The sequence below is a fragment of the Gilliamella sp. X-46 genome (assembly GCF_057063525.1).
This window is the reverse complement of record NZ_JBXSQH010000001.1, coordinates 339,839-357,527: the sequence shown is the minus strand read 5'-3', so window position 1 is coordinate 357,527 and position 17,689 is coordinate 339,839. Positions and strand designations below refer to the sequence as shown.

Annotated in this window: 14 protein-coding genes; 11 read left to right on the top strand and 3 right to left on the bottom strand. The window is 34.9% G+C overall.

Translation table 11 applies throughout. From position 1 onward, the window contains the following. Positions 1 to 460: 460 nt before the first annotated feature. A complete protein-coding gene (locus ACYIAJ_RS01770) occupies positions 461 to 892 on the top strand; it encodes a hypothetical protein (RefSeq protein ID WP_483559374.1) in 432 nt (143 codons plus the stop codon). Between the two features lie 259 nt (positions 893 to 1,151). On the opposite strand, the gene ACYIAJ_RS01765 is transcribed toward ACYIAJ_RS01770, so the two are convergent. Continuing rightward, positions 1,152 to 1,724, bottom strand: a complete 573-nt coding sequence (locus ACYIAJ_RS01765; protein ID WP_483559376.1) for a serine acetyltransferase — start codon at positions 1,722 to 1,724, stop codon at positions 1,152 to 1,154. Between the two features lie 352 nt (positions 1,725 to 2,076). Here ACYIAJ_RS01765 and ACYIAJ_RS01760 point away from each other — a divergent pair, with 352 nt between their 5' ends. From ACYIAJ_RS01760 to ACYIAJ_RS01750, 3 genes are all read left to right on the top strand, one after another. Continuing rightward, positions 2,077 to 2,526, top strand: a complete 450-nt coding sequence (locus tag ACYIAJ_RS01760; RefSeq protein ID WP_091349688.1) for a hypothetical protein — start codon at positions 2,077 to 2,079, stop codon at positions 2,524 to 2,526. 415 nt (positions 2,527 to 2,941) lie between these two features. Beyond that, positions 2,942 to 3,592, top strand: a complete 651-nt coding sequence (locus ACYIAJ_RS01755; protein WP_483559378.1) for a hypothetical protein — start codon at positions 2,942 to 2,944, stop codon at positions 3,590 to 3,592. A gap of 817 nt (positions 3,593 to 4,409) precedes the next feature. Further along, complete coding sequence (locus tag ACYIAJ_RS01750; RefSeq protein ID WP_483564228.1) at positions 4,410 to 5,885, top strand: hypothetical protein; 1,476 nt, start codon at positions 4,410 to 4,412, stop codon at positions 5,883 to 5,885. Positions 5,886 to 6,596: 711 nt separating this feature from the next. Here ACYIAJ_RS01750 and ACYIAJ_RS01745 read toward each other — a convergent pair. Together ACYIAJ_RS01745 and ACYIAJ_RS01740 are read right to left on the bottom strand one after the other, a co-directional pair. Beyond that, a complete protein-coding gene (locus ACYIAJ_RS01745) occupies positions 6,597 to 8,900 on the bottom strand; it encodes a TonB-dependent receptor domain-containing protein (protein ID WP_483564227.1) in 2,304 nt (767 codons plus the stop codon). Between the two features lie 106 nt (positions 8,901 to 9,006). Continuing rightward, the gene (locus tag ACYIAJ_RS01740; RefSeq protein ID WP_483559381.1) at positions 9,007 to 9,858 is read right to left on the bottom strand and encodes a heme/hemin ABC transporter substrate-binding protein; all 852 of its coding nucleotides are present in this window, start codon (positions 9,856 to 9,858) and stop codon (positions 9,007 to 9,009) included. Between the two features lie 342 nt (positions 9,859 to 10,200). Between ACYIAJ_RS01740 and hutW the strand changes: the two genes are divergently transcribed. The 7 genes from hutW (at position 10,201) to ACYIAJ_RS01705 (ending at position 17,671) form a co-directional block, all read left to right on the top strand. After that, positions 10,201 to 11,616 (top strand): heme anaerobic degradation radical SAM methyltransferase ChuW/HutW, encoded by a 1,416-nt coding sequence (gene hutW / locus ACYIAJ_RS01735; protein WP_483559383.1) that lies wholly within the window; start codon positions 10,201 to 10,203, stop codon positions 11,614 to 11,616. A gap of 15 nt (positions 11,617 to 11,631) precedes the next feature. Beyond that, positions 11,632 to 12,132, top strand: a complete 501-nt coding sequence (hutX, locus tag ACYIAJ_RS01730; RefSeq protein WP_483559384.1) for a heme utilization cystosolic carrier protein HutX — start codon at positions 11,632 to 11,634, stop codon at positions 12,130 to 12,132. 18 nt (positions 12,133 to 12,150) lie between these two features. Further along, positions 12,151 to 12,789: an NAD(P)H-binding protein gene (locus tag ACYIAJ_RS01725; protein ID WP_483559386.1), complete on the top strand. Its 639-nt coding sequence runs from the start codon at positions 12,151 to 12,153 to the stop codon at positions 12,787 to 12,789. Positions 12,790 to 12,829: 40 nt separating this feature from the next. Continuing rightward, positions 12,830 to 13,831: a FecCD family ABC transporter permease gene (locus ACYIAJ_RS01720; protein WP_483559388.1), complete on the top strand. Its 1,002-nt coding sequence runs from the start codon at positions 12,830 to 12,832 to the stop codon at positions 13,829 to 13,831. 16 nt (positions 13,832 to 13,847) lie between these two features. Further along, on the top strand, positions 13,848 to 14,621 hold the full coding sequence (locus tag ACYIAJ_RS01715) for a heme ABC transporter ATP-binding protein (protein WP_483559389.1): 774 nt from the start codon (positions 13,848 to 13,850) through the stop codon (positions 14,619 to 14,621). Positions 14,622 to 14,705: 84 nt separating this feature from the next. Then, on the top strand, positions 14,706 to 15,707 hold the full coding sequence (gene zntB / locus ACYIAJ_RS01710) for a zinc transporter ZntB (RefSeq protein WP_483559391.1): 1,002 nt from the start codon (positions 14,706 to 14,708) through the stop codon (positions 15,705 to 15,707). Positions 15,708 to 15,778: 71 nt separating this feature from the next. Beyond that, positions 15,779 to 17,671: a DNA topoisomerase III gene (locus ACYIAJ_RS01705; protein WP_483559392.1), complete on the top strand. Its 1,893-nt coding sequence runs from the start codon at positions 15,779 to 15,781 to the stop codon at positions 17,669 to 17,671. Positions 17,672 to 17,689: the final 18 nt, after the last annotated feature.

Below are 17,689 nucleotides of genomic sequence, written 5' to 3'. Positions count from 1 at the left end.
GTTCGAATCCTGTAGGGGACGCCATTAAAATCAATAAGTTAAACCAATTTCTAATGTTTTATAAAATTTAACTGCTTAAGTTGGATTTTACAGATTAACTGTGCTTTAATTTTTATTCTAAATAGAGTTCAAATTCATTATTATGAAAAGAGATCAGCTACATTTACAAGTAGCTGTGTATCTTGCCAAAAATTAAAGATAATTGATAAACAGAATATTAGAGGATAGAAGACATGGCTGCAAATTGAGTTTTCTTATTACTTAACTGAATTAGAAGACAATATTGGGAATGGTTAATGACCATCTAAATACAATAAAAATATCAATGTTCGACGACAGCATCTGATATAAAGAGTATTTGCTAAATGTTATTGAGAAGTACACTAAAAACAAATAATAAATGAGCTATCTAGAATGATTTGTTATAATTTAAATTTATAATAATAAAAAAGGAATAATAATGTTAAAAAGGATAGTTGCATTTTTACTAATGGCATTTGCTTTGTCTGGATGTTCGCCTGAAGTTACAGAAGATATGCTAATTGGGAAATGGATATGTCATAACCAAGGGGTATACAATATAGGAAAAAATGCCAATGACGAAAGAAATTATGAGATAAATGACATCCCCATAAGATATGAAAAACATGAAGACAACTCAATGACGAAACAATCTTATAATTTAGCACCGGAAAAATTTTCATTTAAACGCTATAGAAAAGAGCATCATAATCTAGATAAAAACATTGAGTACGAATATATATGGGAATATCAATATGTTTCAGATGATGAATTTAAATATGTACACACTTATAGTTCTAGATATATTCAAACAAAAAAACCTAGCGAGCTAGATGTTTGGACAACAACATGTTTTAGGCAGAAAAATTAGCGATCAAAATGGTAGCAATTGTTGGGATACCTATGCTTGTAAATAGCTAATTTATGCTTATATGATGAGGATTGATATGAGGTTCCATCTGTATGTGATAAGAACCTTGAATAAGATCATTTAGCAAATCATGGATTTTGAGTTATGAGTATCAGGCGAAGAAGATTAGTTACAAGAATGAAAAAATAGGGCATTATTAGATCGCATTGATTTAGATGCAGAACCTAAAATCAAGTAGCCAGAAAAACCACAGTAATAATCAATTATTCTGGATAATTGTATGTGTTTTTTTCGTATAAACAGTGCAATTATCTGGAATATCTTTATTTACAAATGACATCGCGCCGATTTTTACATTATTGCCTATTTTTATTTCACCACCGAGTATCAGTGAATTAGCACCAATATAAACATTATCTCCCATAATAATATGCATAGGCCCATGCCCAAATCCTATTGTGACATTCTGATGTATAATAAGATTTTCACCAATTATTACGTTTTCACCAATAGTTATAGAATAAGGGTGAGGGAAAGACACATTTTTACCTATTTTTGCACCAAGATGGATATCAATTTTAAATCTATATATTAATTTTTTTTGTATTTTCCAAGAGGTTTCTTTTTGTTTTTTATTTCCATACATATACATTTCATGAGCTAAACGCCACCAAAATAAGTATTTTTTATGTGTTGAATCTGTTCTGATATATGAAATTAAAACACGATAAAATGATATTTGTTTTCGCCTTGTTAATTCAGCTCGCCAGCACTCTTTCAAATGCGTTAAATCATGAGTCATTAAAAATTTAATTATATGTATATACTTCATAGCGCTACTCAATTTAATTTGATAATTTAGATATTAACAAACACACTATCAATCTTCAACTTACAATACTCAACAGCATCAGCTAACATCACAAAATCAGCGATATCATATAGCGCTTTCTGCGTTTGATAGAACACATAATTGTGCTCGTCGTCGCTGTTGATAATATAGCATTCTCCTCGGGTTGCTTAATTTCATAATCTTCCGGTGTCATACACATATAAAACGAAAGTAAATTTATTTTGTTGAATGATTTAAAAAAAACATCTGTAGGATTACTTGATGAGGATTTTTTTATTGCTATTAATTGATAAGTTTCATACTATTATCTAGATTTAATTAAGGAGATGGTATGAAAAAAATATTTTTAGTTGCTTTCTTAGGAATAATTTTATCTGGTTGTGGTGAAAAACGAGTATCGGATGAAATGTTTGTAGGCGAATGGAGTTGTAAAGTGACATTCTATAACTCTGATTGGAATGGCAATGGTTTTGAGGAATTTAAAAAAAAATATAATGATGAATATGTGTTAATGTCATTTAAATATGAGAATAATTCTTTATATTCTAAAAATCTAAAAACAGGACATTGGGACAAAGAAAGCCTTGTAGAAACTTATGATAATAAAACAAAACAAGAAGAAACGGATTACTTTTTTAGCAAAAAGACACGATCATTACAAAAAGAAAGCAATGATAAATTTATTTTGACTTATGAGCGAGAAACAATAACTAAAGATATCGAATATAGTTCATCGAATAATAAAATTAAAGAAGAGGCAAATTGCACCAGAATGAAATAACAGTTATAGACAAACCCTTTAAGAGGGTTTGTCTATAATATATTTAATATTTTTTGTAAGTTAAATAAACATTCTATTTTTATTGGAACAGTGACCAATAATGTGATTTATTTCAGATTGCGTCTAACTTACAAAAATAATTAAAAAGTTAGAAATAAATCAATTTGTCAAAATCATCAGACCCAAATTAAGGCTTTTAGAGTTAACAAAATGGTTGATAAATATTTAGTTTTAAGGTCATGAGTTATCAAAGATATTACCTTAAGGCAATTTTAAGCCATAGTTCACAAATTAGAGTTTTGTTGAGGATAAAATTAACGTTAATCAAATCAACTCAATAAAAACTAAAATTCTTTCTTTAAATTGAAATATATATTATCCTTTGAATTCACTATAAAAATAATGAGAGAAAATAATGTATAAATTATTCAAATTATCCATTTTTATTATCTGTTCGCTATTAATCACATCTTGTGCACAAGATACCGCAACAAAACAAGCTGATAGCGCAAAAAAAAGGCAAGAAGAATATTTAGCAAAAGCCCGTTTTTATTCAGATGTTGAGCCAAAAGGTAAACAACCTAAGGCTAGGATTACTGTAGTACAAGTGGGCTCAGATGATTTTACTGCAAGCAGATTACGTGTATATGACGAAACAAATACACGTAAATTAGGATATTTCATGGCTTATCGATTTGGTGATGAAACTTATGCGCCTATTGTTACCGACATTCATGACGTACACGTTTCGGATGAAAATGCAAAACCAATAAATCAGCTCAATATAGTGCCAGATAAGCCGTTTATTTTTAATGTGGCTGTTTATAGATATAAAAAACAAGAAGCGGGATGGTTCCATCGAGGTTACGCCGAATTGGTTACATGTAACTGGAATAACAAAAAAATAGTATTTATACCGAAAAAAGATACCGATTACTTGCTATCTATCGGTGCTAACCCAATAGAGGATAAAAAGAAATCCTTTTGTATATTCAGATTACAAGAGTGGGATAAAAAGACAAAAGAATATAAAGAAACAGCGGTTATGTCGTTACCAGAAAAATAATCGTTTCCAATCTTTTATAGAAAGAAAACAGCACGATATTTTTTTACATTATGAATATATAGCACAAACTAAAAATAGTTGCTGATAGTAATAATGAAAAAAGAATATATAATAAATAAAAAATATTAATGGATGATAAATTAAATGTACGAATGGGATTTAGTTAACATAGTTTATTTTTTGCTTAGAGTTATCTTTGTTTATGCACCAATGCATTTCTGGTATTTTTATCTTTCCTTATTGATTGTAGGAATTATACTTGTAAAATCAAGTAAGAATAAGTTTTCTTATGGTTTAGGTATTTTTTCTATTATGTTTATTGTCATTAGTTATGTATATTCAATCGTTTTTTGGATAAAACTATAAAAAATAATTGCACATACATCGTTATTAGCAATAACCAATTAAAAATCGGTCAGAAAAGGTATTGATTTTATTGAAGTTTTTTTTGGTGGTTTTTAGTCAAAAATACCACCAAAACCATCCCCCAAAATACGTCAACACAAGCTTAAACTTATCCATTTAACAAAAAAACTAGCACATTATTTTTCAATCGGCTATAATTTAAGCACTTTTAAAGCAAGGAAATGCTCATTAGTTGAGCGGTTAATTATAAAAGTATAAATAAAACAAAAAGTTACTTGACAGGATAATCGAAATGCGCTATCATACTTAGCATCTGGCCTGCCAAATCTACGCCCTAAATCTTTTTCAATATCATCGTAGTCGAAATCAGACTCAATTCTTATTTTTATCACCAAAGTTATCGAACCTGACTTCATCGCTGAGGTCGAAGAGCTTACTTCTCCTACCTAAATTGTCTAAATTATTCAAGCCATGGTTGGTTTTTGTACCGTTGTTGCTATTACTGTATTCGCAAAGTTCTCAGGCATTATCGGCGCAAACCACAAAGGTTATTGAGGGGAATGCACCTTATTTAACGTTTGATGGTGGTCGAACTAGGGCGACTTCAGTGGATAGTTTATTGACTATTACACTGCCAGATGGTAGAACCATCACGCCGTCAACTAATACATCAGACGCAACAAATCCGATAAAGTTAATTAACGGAAGAACTTTGGGCGATATAAGTATGTCGGTACCTTCATCGACTAATTTATTGAATTTAAATGATTTAGTGAATAGATATCATTATTGGGGGGATGATGATGGAGATGGACAGGGTGCAAATGGCATAACAGCGACGGGGAGTATATCGGTAAGTTTCACTGACAAGAATGGCCATACAGTAAGTCGTAGCGATACATTAGATATATGTGATGCGCCTTATAAGGTAACATTAAGTAGTACTGGAGGCAGCTTAGCTACACAGTATGGTGTACCGAATAACAGTACTTTCAGTGGTAGTACGGTGTCGTATTATATCAATCCAAATGAATTGCCAAAAATCTGTTACGTAAGGGTGAATTTGATATATGGCGGTGGTAATCTTGATTTTAGAGATAATCCTAGCCTTGCTGGTCCAGCAAGCATTTGGGATCAAAATAGGGGTTTTTTAGTTCAGTCAACAAGTTTGTCATCTTATGATCTTAATTTTCCGACAACGGGTTTAGATGGTTTGTATTTTGATTTAGATATAGGTGGAGTGGATGGAAGTGAGTTGATGTGGTCTGTTGTCACGAATGGTAGTATAAGGGCAACAGTGAGTTGGACAAGGCCCCATTCTGGTTCATTCATAGATCCGGAGAGAAATAGCAGACCGGCTGATATTTGGATTAGTGATAAATCCCATTATGTAACACGGGTAATGTTAAATGGTCCTAGAGCGGATAGTAGTCAGATAAGTTCAGCAAATCCTAGTCCACTAACTGTACCCTCTTTGCCGCAGACTTTTGAGTTGGTGGGAAGGGATAGTCGTGGTAATGAGGTGAGGTATGGATTTGTGTTGAGGCAGTGGTTCGTCAATCGCGGTGGTAAACACGATACCCAGTCTAATCAAATATCTTGGTGTAGCCGTTTGGGTTATCGTCTTGCTAAGGTAAAGGATTTGACTAACGCGAAATGTGGTGTGCATCATTATTTCCCATGCTATGGAGGTATAGATGGCGCCACGCCTAGGTCATCTGATAATAATTACATGTGTCATATAGGTGCAGGTTTTTTCACTGAGTGGGGCTACATGAACTATTACGCTGATGTGGGTTTCGTTTATAACTACTATTGGGCAAGCGACGTAGCAGGTAGTACTCCGTTTGCTGTCAGCTCTGGTGGCGGTGTCGTTTATAGTTACCTAGCATCCAGTGACCTCTATGCTGTTTGCACCTCACCTTAGCTTTTAGTCCTTTGGCAAAGGGAGGGAGATGATATCAAAGAACAGCGCTCTCCGCGCTGTTGCGATTGAAAGCTACAGTCTATTCTAGTGTGGTAAGGTTTAGGATGTTTTGACCTTTAGTGAAAAAAATAGTTATAGTGTCCACGTCCGAGTTTAAACAATTAAAGCGAATTCCTTACCTCCCCCTCGCTTTAAGTTACAGAACATGGTCTGCGGTTACTACGCTACTTATCTCTTTGAAGCCACCTATATTCAAATTTGTTTCAGACAAATTTGTGTTTCCGATTGAAGCATAGCATCGCTATCATTCTTGTTTGACGTGCTGATCTCGCTCTGTTATTGGCACTTTATAACGACGGAATAAGATAGGCAACATAACCTTGAGTGGTTTTTATAAGTTACTTTTTATCAAAAGAAACGCAATAATTATCCAAAAATCGGTCAGGAAAGGTATTGATTTTATTGAAGTTTTTATTTTGCTGTTTTTAAACAAATCAATTACTTACATAACTACGGTAGGACGCTGATGACCAACAAGTCCGCAAAATCAATAATAACTTACTCTAGGCAATAGCCATTTAACTGCTAAAGAGTGGTTGGTAATTTTATTGATTTTATTAAAATTTTTCGTAATTTTACCAAAAAAAACGTAAAAAAAACAACCCGCCTAAACGGGTTGATCCAAAACAACACATCATTTTTGATTTACAATTAAAAATCAATATCCATACCTAATTGGAATGTCCTACCCGGTGCGGTAAACATTTCTAGATATTTATAATTTGATGTTTTGTATAGTTTATTATTACTTAGGTAATCCCAGTATTTTTGGTCGGTCAGATTATAAATACCACCGCTTAATTTTACGTTTTTAGTGATATTAATATAACCTGTTAAATCAACAATTCCATGTCCTGCAATTCTAAAATAGTCATCGGTTGAATTTTTGATTGGCTTACCGTCATTGTTGTAGGTTTCACGCGTTGTGCCGTCTGTTTTCTTGCCTTTTTGGAAGGTTGTGGTCAATGCGAAACCATAGTATTTGTTAGGGTCATCCCATGCTAGACCAATGATGCTTTTTAATGGTGAGATGGTGTCCATTTCGATATATTTGTCGCCTAGATAGCTAGATTTTGATTTACCTTGGTTGTAGCCGACAGCAAGTCTTGCGCTTAAACCGTTTATAGATTCAAACCATGTGCCTATATTAAATTCACTGCTGAGTTCGGCACCGTAAATGTAGGCTTTATCTCGGTTTTCCGATTGATAAACGATACGGTTACCTGTTCCGACAAAATTCTTTTTGTAACGAGAATAAGCAATGAAGTTTTTGTATTTATTATAAAAAGCTGCCGTTGATAATGTAACGCCTGCCGTTGGTTGTCCTTTTAGTCCTAATTCAAAATTATCACTGGTTTCGGTTTTTAGATTAGAATCACCCACGAGTACATACATTTGGCTATGCGCTAAATATGAACCATATAATTGGTTTTGATTTGGCATTTGTGCGCCACGTTTGTATTGTAAGTAAGTGGTCATATTTGGGGTGATGTCATACATTAATGACATGGATGGTAATATTTTAAAATCACTATTGCCGTTGTACTGTTTGCCAAGTTGACTTGAGTTTATGTTTGTTACGCTCATGTTTTCAAGATGACGCGGTTTGGTGTTTTGGTATATCGCTCTTGCTCCAGGGACCAAATAGAAGTTATTGCTGTTATTGACGTTAAAACTAATACGATCTTCAACAAATCCACCTAATTGATAACTGCGGCTATCAGCTTGAGGTTTGGTGTAATCGCCATCCGGAAAGATTCTTCCATATTGTGATTTTGCCGATGTGTAAAATGGCGATTCATCTTTGCTCCATTTTGTATTTAAACCCGCACTGATTTTTTGATTTTCATAATTTTTTAAGAGGGTTGTAATAAAGTTATAAGCCTTGGTGTTGTAGTGTGTTTGTGTGTTGAAATTGCCTCTAGATGTGTGTTTTAAGTCTGTATTATCGTAAACGTGAGTTTGTTGATAATTGAGTTGGGTGGTTAAGCTATCAATCCAGCTAATGTTGGTTGGTTTCCATTGCTCTTTGATGGCTAGATTAAAACGGTTATTTTTGCTTCTTTGGTGATCAAAGGATTCGATTTTTTTACCATATTTATCCCATGTGTCGTAATGTGAATTTTTGGTTTTGCCGTTGTAATCAGCCGTGGTATTAAGTAAATGTTCATCATTCATTTGCCATCCGAATCCAGCCAATATTGAGTTTGAATGCCAATTTTCTGGGTAATTGTTGATTGAATCACCATGATTGCGACCTTGCTGACCATCACGACGACTTAATACAAGAATGCCATTAAGGTAATCGTCGCCACCTGCTATGGTTAATCCTTGATGATAACTTCTATCGGTACTGTCATAATTGTTTTGGAAGCCAAAGTAGCTTGTTTTACCAGGGTATAGGTAGTAACCTGCAGTTTTGGTTTGGAATGATACCGATCCTCCTAATGCATTGTTAGCATTACTAACGGGTGTTGCACCTGATTGGATATCGACTCTGTTATACATGTAGGTATCAATATAATCACGCCCAATGCCGTAAGTACCAAATCCAGCTCGACCTACTGAGTTGACGCGTCCTTGTGCGATGGGTAAGGGCATGCCGTCAATGTCGATGGAAACTCGGTTGGCATCTAAACCGCGAATGTTATAGCCAGTAAATCCACCTCGATCCCAGCTACTTTTACCACTGCCAGATCCTGAAATGTTCCCCGGCGCTGAAATAAGTGGTTGATAGCGCATAAGTGTGCCAAAATTGGTTCCGCCATCGCGTCTGATTTCTTGTTCAGAAATTTCGGCATTGGTGCCGGGTTTTTTTGTTGCTTCGTGTGCAGTGACTGTCATGACGTCATTGTACTTTTCTTTATCATTATTTTCTGCTGCGATTGCGGGCATGATAAAGGACAAGCTTAAAGCCAGTGTGCTAGTTTTTTTAAAATGAGTAAAGTTAAGCATTTTATTCCTTTCAAACATAATAAATTAAATAATACGCTTCAATTGCTTCGCTTAAAATTGTTATAAATTAAATATAATTATTATGTTACAAATTAGTTATCCAATATTATTGAGGATAAAAATGTTGATAAAGTATTTGGGCAACTTCGTCAACTCTTGGTCCAATACCAAAAAGATAGCTATCGTCAATGGCAATAATGCGGTGATTTTTATAAGCCGATGTTTCTGTTATTCCTGCAATAGTATTTAATTTTTCCATTCCACCTAATTGTTCAATTGAATGTTTGTTTAATACAATAATTTCAGGATCCATGGCAATTAGGGATTCCGCTGTATAGGTTTTGTAGCTTGTATGTTTGGCAAGATTTTCCCCCCCTGCGATAGTGATGAGGGCATCGGCGGTGGTATTTTTACCTGCGACCGAATTCGTTCCACCCATGCTCATTAAAAAAAGGACTTTTGGCTTATTAGGGTGATTGCTGATTTTTTCTTGAATTTTTGTTAGGTTGGTTTTTATTTTGTTGATTAATTGTTGCCCTTGTGGTTGTTTATTTAATTTGTCGGCAATTTTCTCAATATTAGCATAAAGTAATTCGGTCGTTCCCGGTACTCGTTGTAACGATAAAACATCAACTTTCGCTTGAGTGACTTGGCTTATGATGTTATCAGGCTCGGCATCACTTAATGTAATAAATAGCGATGGTTTAAGCGATAAGATTCCCTCAATATTTAACAATTTCCAATAACCAATTTGGGGAAGTTGTTTGGCTTTACTAGGATAAATACTTGTTTTGTCCACACCAACAACCTGATCGCCTGCACCAAGGGCAAAAACAATCTCAGTTAAAGAGCCTCCAGCAATAACAATTCTTTCATTCGCAAAGCTTAAATTAATAAAGCTGTTAAAGCCGAAAATGAATAAAAATAGTCCTAATTTTGCGAAAAAATTTTTCTTCATCGTTTATTTCCTGTTGATTAGTTATTTTTTAATCGAAATACTATAATGAAAATGATAACCATTATCAATAACGTAGTAATATTTATTTTTGCAACGATAAAAATTTCAATAGGATTGCATGATGTTTTGAGAATTTTAATTAGTAGTAAATTTAATTTATTGGACTATTTTTTATAGATTAAAACATCGCCAAATTTGTGCCTAAAAACTTTGTTACAGATATCCAAATAAAAATATACATAAAAATATCAAATTGTTATAAAAAAAATAAATAAAAAATATTGCTAAATGATAATAATTATTATTTAATTTATGAAGATTATTTGTTCAAGAATTGTTGTTATGAAATCATTAGATGTTAGTCCTTTTTATGCAGAAAATGCGACTTTACCTTTCAAAAATCGCTGGGCAGTGATGCCTTTGCAAGCCAGTTTACCTTTATCGCCGCAATATGTTGTACCTCAGTGGCAAATTATCCAAAATACCGCTTTAACAGGTAAAAAACGGTTGATTTATATCCATATTCCTTTTTGTGATATTCATTGCCAATTTTGTGGTTTTTATCAAAATCCATTAAGAAAATTTAATACTGAAACATATATCGATTATTTATTAAAAGAAATATCGCTCGAAATTCACAATAAAGCGATGCAATCAGCGCCTATTCATGCCATTTATTTTGGTGGTGGTACGCCTTCTGCTTTAGCCGCAGGGCAATTAGCACGCGTTATTCGTTATTTCAAACAGTATGCACCTTTAGCACCCGATTGTGAAATTACAATCGAAGGTCGCATCTCTGATTTTGATGATGAACGTGTTGATAGTTATATTGACGCGGGGGCAAATCGCTTTTCGATCGGAGTGCAAACGTTTAATACTGCAATTAGGCAAAAATTAGGTCGTGAATCGAACGAAGCGCAAATTATTAAGCGTTTTGAGCGTATTGCATTGCGTGATAGTGTTGCGTTGGTATGTGATTTAATGTTTGGTTTACCTAATCAAACCGCTCAAACGTGGCAACGAGATTTAGACATTGCCAATAATTTACCTTTAGATGGCGTTGATCTTTATTCGCTTAATTTATTGCCAACTACGCCACTGGCTAAAAGTGTTGAAAATAAGCGCATTGAGATACCATCAGTAATAGATAAGTGTGATTTTTACCATCAAGGTGCCGAGTTCCTTGCTAAGCAAGGTTGGGTTCATTTAACCAATTCTCATTGGGCAAAAAACAGCCGTGAACGAAATTTATATAATTTTTTAATTAAACAAGGTTCGAATTTCTTTGCTTTTGGATCTTGCGCTGGTGGGCGTTTAGGTGGTCAATCGTTTATGCTCCATCGCGATTTAAGCCAATATTATGCCCAGCTTGATCAAGGAAAGAAACCAATAATGATGTTAACTGACAAACCATTGGTAGGTGAATGGTTATATCAATTGCAAGCAGGTATTGAAAAGGGGCGAGTTGATTTAACAAAATTAACGCCACACTATCAATTATTTGAGCCTCTAATTGCTCAATGGCATCAAGTAGGACTTTTAAAAAATAGAGATCATTGCATGTTTTTAACTTTGTCGGGGCGTTTTTGGTCAAGCAACATGCTACAAGCTTTGCAGCAATTACTATTACAACTCAACAATCCAGAATATATTGAATTACAACAAAAAAGAGCGCAAGCAGGACTATCGAACAATGGTCAACCAGCAATGACTAATTCCGTTATTAAAAAAGCAAAACACCCACATAACATTTCGTAACTAAAGGATCTTATTATGGTAGAAAAACAGTCTCATTTAGCAAATTTAGCTGCTTATATGCAAACCAATCCAGAAGAATTATTAGAAAAAATTGCTCAAGATCATCATGTTACATTGACGCAAGTAATTCAAACTTTACCCGGTGCAAAAATTGTTGATGGTAGCCATTTTGATGCAATTTGGGATGAAGTGACAACTTGGGGAGAGGTGCTGTTTTTAATTCATACCGGTGATGTGATTGCTGAAATTTCGGGTGAATTGCCTTCAGGCTCGCATAGCCAAAAATACTTTAATTTACGTCATCAAAAAGGCCTAAGTGGTCATATCAAAGCAGAATATTGTCAGCATATTGCTTTTATTGAGCGTAACTTTATGAAGATGTCTACCGCATCAATGATATTTCTTAATCATATGGGGCAAGCGATGTTCAAAATCTTTGTTGGTCGTGATGAAAAACATCAACTAAAAGCAGACCAGTTAGAAAAGTTTAGAGCATTAGCTAAAAAAATCAATTAATTTTAAGGTGTTAATATTATGAAGACATTATTGATTTTTGGTGTAAGTCCTAAACTTGGAACGGGCTATCAAGTTTTGCAGCTAGCAAAGCAAAATTATCCGAATTGGCGTTGCATTGTTTTGGTTCGTGATAATGAGTTTGCTAAACAATTAGCAAACCAAGGCATTGAAACTTATGTTGGTGATGCAACTAATGCTTTGCTTGTAAAATCGTTGTGCGAGGTAGCTGGATTGGATGCTATGATTGTGACAACCTTAGGGGGAGAAACAGGAAATTATAAGGCTCAACGAGTAATTATTGATTGCGCCGAGCAAACCGGTATTAAGCAGATGGTTTTGGTAACTTCACTCGGCTGCGGCGATTCATGGCCTACGCTATCGACTAAAGCTAAACAAGCTTTTGGTCATGCCGTACGAGAAAAGTCATTAGCTGAACTTTGGTTGCAAACTAGTACGTTAAATTTTGTTATCTTAAGACCAGGTGGACTGCGTGATGGTGAAATGACACAACATGCCGAGTGTTATTATCAGCAAGAAGTTCATGGTTTTGTTTATCGTATTGATTTAGCGAAAATTATTGTTGATAAAATTGCTGCTAATCAGTTTGATCATCGCGCTTATAGTGTGGTTGATCCTAGCTTAAAAGTCACTTATTGATTAAATGACATGAGCAAATCAACAAAAAAGAGGTTAGTCGGTGCAAAATAATCGTCATTATTCCAATAGCCATCGGTCATTGTTATGGGGATTAACCGGTCTCCTTTTAGCGTTTGTTCTGCTTTCTGCTAATTGTGGTGTTTTAAACTTGTCTATCACGCATTTAATGAACATGCCATTAGATGATCCATTGTGGAATATTTGGCTCAATATTCGCATGCCAAGAATTATATTAGCGGTTGTTGTGGGTATGGCATTAGCGAGTTCCGGCGCGGTGATGCAAGGCTTGTTTAGGAACCCATTAGCCGATTCTGGCTTATTAGGTATCAGTAGTGGGGCGGCGTTAATGGTTGGGTTATCTATTTTGTTTCCAGCAATCTTTCCTCCTATTATGATGCTTTACGGTAAAATGGTGGCTGCTTTTGTAGGTAGCTTGTTGATTTGCTTATTGATTTATATTTATAGCTTAAACTCGCAATGTAACTTGGCTAAAATGGTTTTGCTGGGTGTTGCCATTAATGCCATTATTGGCGCAATAATGGGATGTTTAAGTTATATAGGCGATGAAGTTCAATTACGACAAATCTCATTATGGTCGATGGGCAATTTGGGTAAAGGCTCGTGGGATCTGGTTTTTGTTGCAGTATCATTTATTGTCCCCGCTCTGTTTGCTGTTTTTAAGCTTTCTCATCATCTTAATATTCTTCAACTTGGCGATGAAGATGCTCATTATTTAGGCATCAATGTGCAGCGAATAAAACGCTATTTATTATTGCTTTGTGCGGTGTTAATAGGAACATCGGTCGCAGTTAGTGGCATAATCGCTTTTGTTGGGTTAGTTGTTCCCCATATGATTCGATTAAAAGTGGGTGCCAATCATCGTTGGCTATTACCTGCATCAGCATTAGGTGGAGCTTGTTTATTATTGCTTGCTGATACCTTTGCAAGGACATTAGTTGCGCCTACCGAAATTCCTGTTGGGCTTTTTACGAGTTTGATTGGTGGTCCTTATTTTCTGTGGCTAATTTTAAAACATAAATAATAGATGGAATCTGATTATGTTAATTGCTGAACATTTGACTTTAAGTTATGCAAGCCGCACTTTAATTAATGACGTGTCTTTAACGATAAATGCCGGTGAAATTATGATTATTATTGGACCAAATGGTGCCGGTAAATCAACACTCTTGCGCTTGTTAACCGGTTACCAAAAACCATCATCTGGAGAATGTTATTTACTTAATAAGCCACTATCACAATGGTCAGAAAAACAGTTGTCTCAAGTCAGAACGGTGATGTTGCAACAAAGCCAGTTAACGTTTCCATTTAAAGTAAAAGAAGTGGTTGCTATGGGGCGTTCACCTTATGGTAAAGCTGATTTTAATCAAGCCATGCAAGAAACAATGTTGCAAACGGATTGTTTAAAGTTGGCTGAGCGTGATTACCGTAGCTTATCGGGTGGGGAGCAGCAGCGTGTGCAGTTAGCTAGAGTTTTAGCTCAATTATGGCAACCCAAACCGACTGAAAAATTGCTTTTTTTAGATGAACCCACCTCAGCGCTTGATTTATATCACCAACAACAAACCTTAAGATTGTTAAAACAACTTGCTCATAAGCAGAAATTGGCGGTATGTTGTGTCTTGCATGATCTCAATTTAGCGGCATTATATGCTGATAAAATCCTATTAATTAATCAGGGTAAAATTGTTGAACAAGGCACACCTAAAGACGTTTTGACATCGGATAATATCCATCGCTGGTATGGGGTTGAGTTGGGTATTTATCATCATCCCGATAATTCTTGTGTCCCTCAAGTCTATTTAATGCCTTAAACAAAATAAATAAACACTAATTGGTGACTCCATTTTAAGCTAGATTCAGTATATAATTTGCAAAAACAACAAATGGTATCGATAATGACTAATCAAATTAGTGTAAATTCTATTTCTGTTTCACATCTTCTAGAGGCTCAACCAGCTTTCTGCTGTCAGCTAGATGGTAAAGGCAGAGCAATACCGCTTAATGAACAGAGCACTCCTTCCGTTTCGCAACCATTTTGGATTCATTTAGATTTTGCTAAACAAGAAACCATCAACTGGATAAATACCACAAATCTTGTGCCTGATTTGATTAAAAACGAGTTAGTAAAACCAAACCAAATATCTAAAGAAATTCGTTTTGAATCAGGGGTTTTAGTTGTGTTAAAAGGCGTTAACTTTATCCCTAATGAACTTCCCGATCCTATTGTTACTTTTCGTTTTTTTATTACCGATAATATGATCATTTCAACTCGACATCAAGAAATTGCGGCTATTGCGGAATTAAAAGATCATTTAGAACAAGGCATTGGGCCGGTTGATGTGGCTGATTGGTTGATTCAAATGTCAGATTTAATTAGTGATCAAGTTAATTTATCTTTTGATAGTGTTCATAATAAAATCATTAAGTTAGAAGATGCTGTGTTAAATCAACGTATCTTTTCTTATAAAGAAATAGGTCGTGTCCGTAAACAGTTGATTGTCTTACGTCGATTATTATCACCACAACGTGATATTTTTGTGAAGATTTCAACAGAACGAATATCATGGATTGACGATAACGATCGTCAGCGATTACACGATATTTCTTATCAACAAAACCATTATGTGTCTGATATAGATAGCTGTTTATTACGAATAGCTTCAATCATGGAGCAGATTAATAGTTTCTTGGCTGAATCGACTAATAAACGAATTTACTTAATGTCGCTATTTACTATTATCTTTACGCCGATTACTTTTTTAACCAGTTTACTGGGGGTCAATTTAGCCGGTATTCCTTTTAGTGGGGAAGGATGGTCTTTTGTTGGATTAATATTGCTGCTTGTTGTCATTTGTATTGTTTCAGTCATTTGGCTTAAATATAAAAAGTGGTGGTAGTTAGACACATCTTTTTAGAAAAGTGAATAATAGCTTATACCTTTTGGAATTTTTAATGAATAGTCATTTTTATGCAATCTAATCAGTCTTATCGTTTATTTATTGCCGAAAAACCTAGCTTAGCTCGGGCTATTGCTGATGTATTACCTAAACCTCATCAAAAAGGCAATGGCTTTATTAAAGCAAGTAATGGTGATGTTGTGAGCTGGTGTATTGGGCATTTATTAGAACAAGCCACGCCAGAAGTCTATGATCCTCGTTATAAAAAATGGGCGATTAGCGATTTACCCATCGTGCCTGAGCAATGGATATTAATGCCAAAAGACAATACCAAAAAGCAATTTAATATTTTAGTGGATCTGATTAAATCAGCCGATCAAATTGTGCACGCAGGCGACCCAGATAGAGAAGGGCAGTTATTGGTTGATGAAGTCCTAAATTATTGCCAATTACCGCCAGATAAACGCAAAACAATACAGCGGTGTTTAATCAGTGATTTGAATGCTAGCGCTGTTGAAAAATCCTTACAACAATTACGCAGTAACCAAGATTTTATTCCTTTGTCCACCTCGGCATTAGCAAGAGCTCGAGCCGATTGGCTTTATGGTATTAATATGAGCAGGCTTTGTACTATTGTTGGGCAAAAAAACGGTTATCGAGGCGTATTATCAATAGGGCGAGTGCAGACACCTATTTTAGGATTGGTGGTTAGGCGAGATTTAGAGATAACGCAATTTGTACCTAAACCATTTTATGAAGTTTTTGCAGTGCTGCAAACGAAAGATAATGAAATATTCAAAGCGAAATGGCAACCCAGCGAAGCCTGTGCACCTTATCAGGATGAAGAAGGGCGTGTATTAGTCAAAAAATTAGCCGAAAATGTTTGTCAGCGCATTAATAATCAATCTGGAAAAATTGATAAAGTCAGTAATAAAAAGAAAGAATTAGCGCCACCAATGCCATTTAATTTATCGGCATTGCAAATTGAAATGGCCAAAAAAAATGGATTGAGCGCTCAAGATGTGCTCGACATTTGCCAATCATTATATGAAAAACACAAATTAATCACCTATCCAAGGTCGGATTGTCGCTATCTACCCGAAGAACATTTAAAACAAATTACAGGCATAAAGTCCGCCATTGAAAATAATTGCCCTGAACTACAAAATGCTATTGGTGATGCTAATTTTGCATTACGTTCCAAGGCTTGGAATGATAAAAAAGTTGAGGCACATCACGCTATTATTCCAACTTTGCGCAAAGCTAGAATGGAAAACTTAACTGATAACGAAAAAGCGGTGTATCAAGTTGTGGCAACGCAATATTTAGCCCAATTTTACCCAGCTTATAAATATGCTGAATTGCAAATTGATGTTGACATTCAAGGGGGAAAATTTATTTCTAAAGCTAACCAGATGCTTGACGAAGGTTGGAAAGTTTTATTTAGAAGTAAAAACTACCAAGCTGAAACCGAGACAAATGACAATGAAAGTAATGGTTTATTAACTAAATTAGTTAAAAAAGGCGAAACTGTGCAATGCATTGATAGCGAACTGGTTAGTAAAGAAACTCAACCGCCAAGACCTTTTACCGATGCAACATTATTGTCTGCTATGACAGGAATTGCCCGATTTGTTAAAGATCCTGAAATCAAAAAAATACTGCGTGAAACCGATGGCTTAGGCACAGAAGCAACAAGGGCCGGCATTATTGAATTGTTATTTAAACGCCAGTTTTTAACTCGCCAAGGCAAGACAATTCGCTCAACTGACGTGGGTAAAAATCTAATTTTATCACTACCCGATATCATGTCGATGCCTGATATGACCGCACATTGGGAATTACAATTGGACGAAATTAGTAAAAAAGCGTTTTCATACCAGCAATTTATGTTTCAACTTAATTCATCGCTGTTAGATCTTGTTAATCAGTTAAAAAATGCACGGTTGAACATTCGAGCCTAAGTGCTATATAAAAATAGG

Excerpts from the sequence above, each read along its gene's own strand:
- ACYIAJ_RS01770 (WP_483559374.1), top strand. The coding sequence starts at position 461 with ATGTTAAAAAGGATAGTTGCATTTTTACTAATGGCATTTGCTTTGTCT.
- ACYIAJ_RS01765 (WP_483559376.1), bottom strand. The coding sequence starts at position 1,724 with ATGAAGTATATACATATAATTAAATTTTTAATGACTCATGATTTAACG.
- ACYIAJ_RS01760 (WP_091349688.1), top strand. The coding sequence starts at position 2,077 with ATGAAAAAAATATTTTTAGTTGCTTTCTTAGGAATAATTTTATCTGGT.
- ACYIAJ_RS01755 (WP_483559378.1), top strand. The coding sequence starts at position 2,942 with ATGTATAAATTATTCAAATTATCCATTTTTATTATCTGTTCGCTATTA.
- ACYIAJ_RS01745 (WP_483564227.1), bottom strand. The coding sequence starts at position 8,900 with ATGCTTAACTTTACTCATTTTAAAAAAACTAGCACACTGGCTTTAAGC.
- ACYIAJ_RS01740 (WP_483559381.1), bottom strand. The coding sequence starts at position 9,858 with ATGAAGAAAAATTTTTTCGCAAAATTAGGACTATTTTTATTCATTTTC.
- hutW (WP_483559383.1), top strand. The coding sequence starts at position 10,201 with ATGAAATCATTAGATGTTAGTCCTTTTTATGCAGAAAATGCGACTTTA.
- hutX (WP_483559384.1), top strand. The coding sequence starts at position 11,632 with ATGGTAGAAAAACAGTCTCATTTAGCAAATTTAGCTGCTTATATGCAA.
- ACYIAJ_RS01725 (WP_483559386.1), top strand. The coding sequence starts at position 12,151 with ATGAAGACATTATTGATTTTTGGTGTAAGTCCTAAACTTGGAACGGGC.
- ACYIAJ_RS01715 (WP_483559389.1), top strand. The coding sequence starts at position 13,848 with ATGTTAATTGCTGAACATTTGACTTTAAGTTATGCAAGCCGCACTTTA.
- zntB (WP_483559391.1), top strand. The coding sequence starts at position 14,706 with ATGACTAATCAAATTAGTGTAAATTCTATTTCTGTTTCACATCTTCTA.
- ACYIAJ_RS01705 (WP_483559392.1), top strand. The coding sequence starts at position 15,779 with ATGCAATCTAATCAGTCTTATCGTTTATTTATTGCCGAAAAACCTAGC.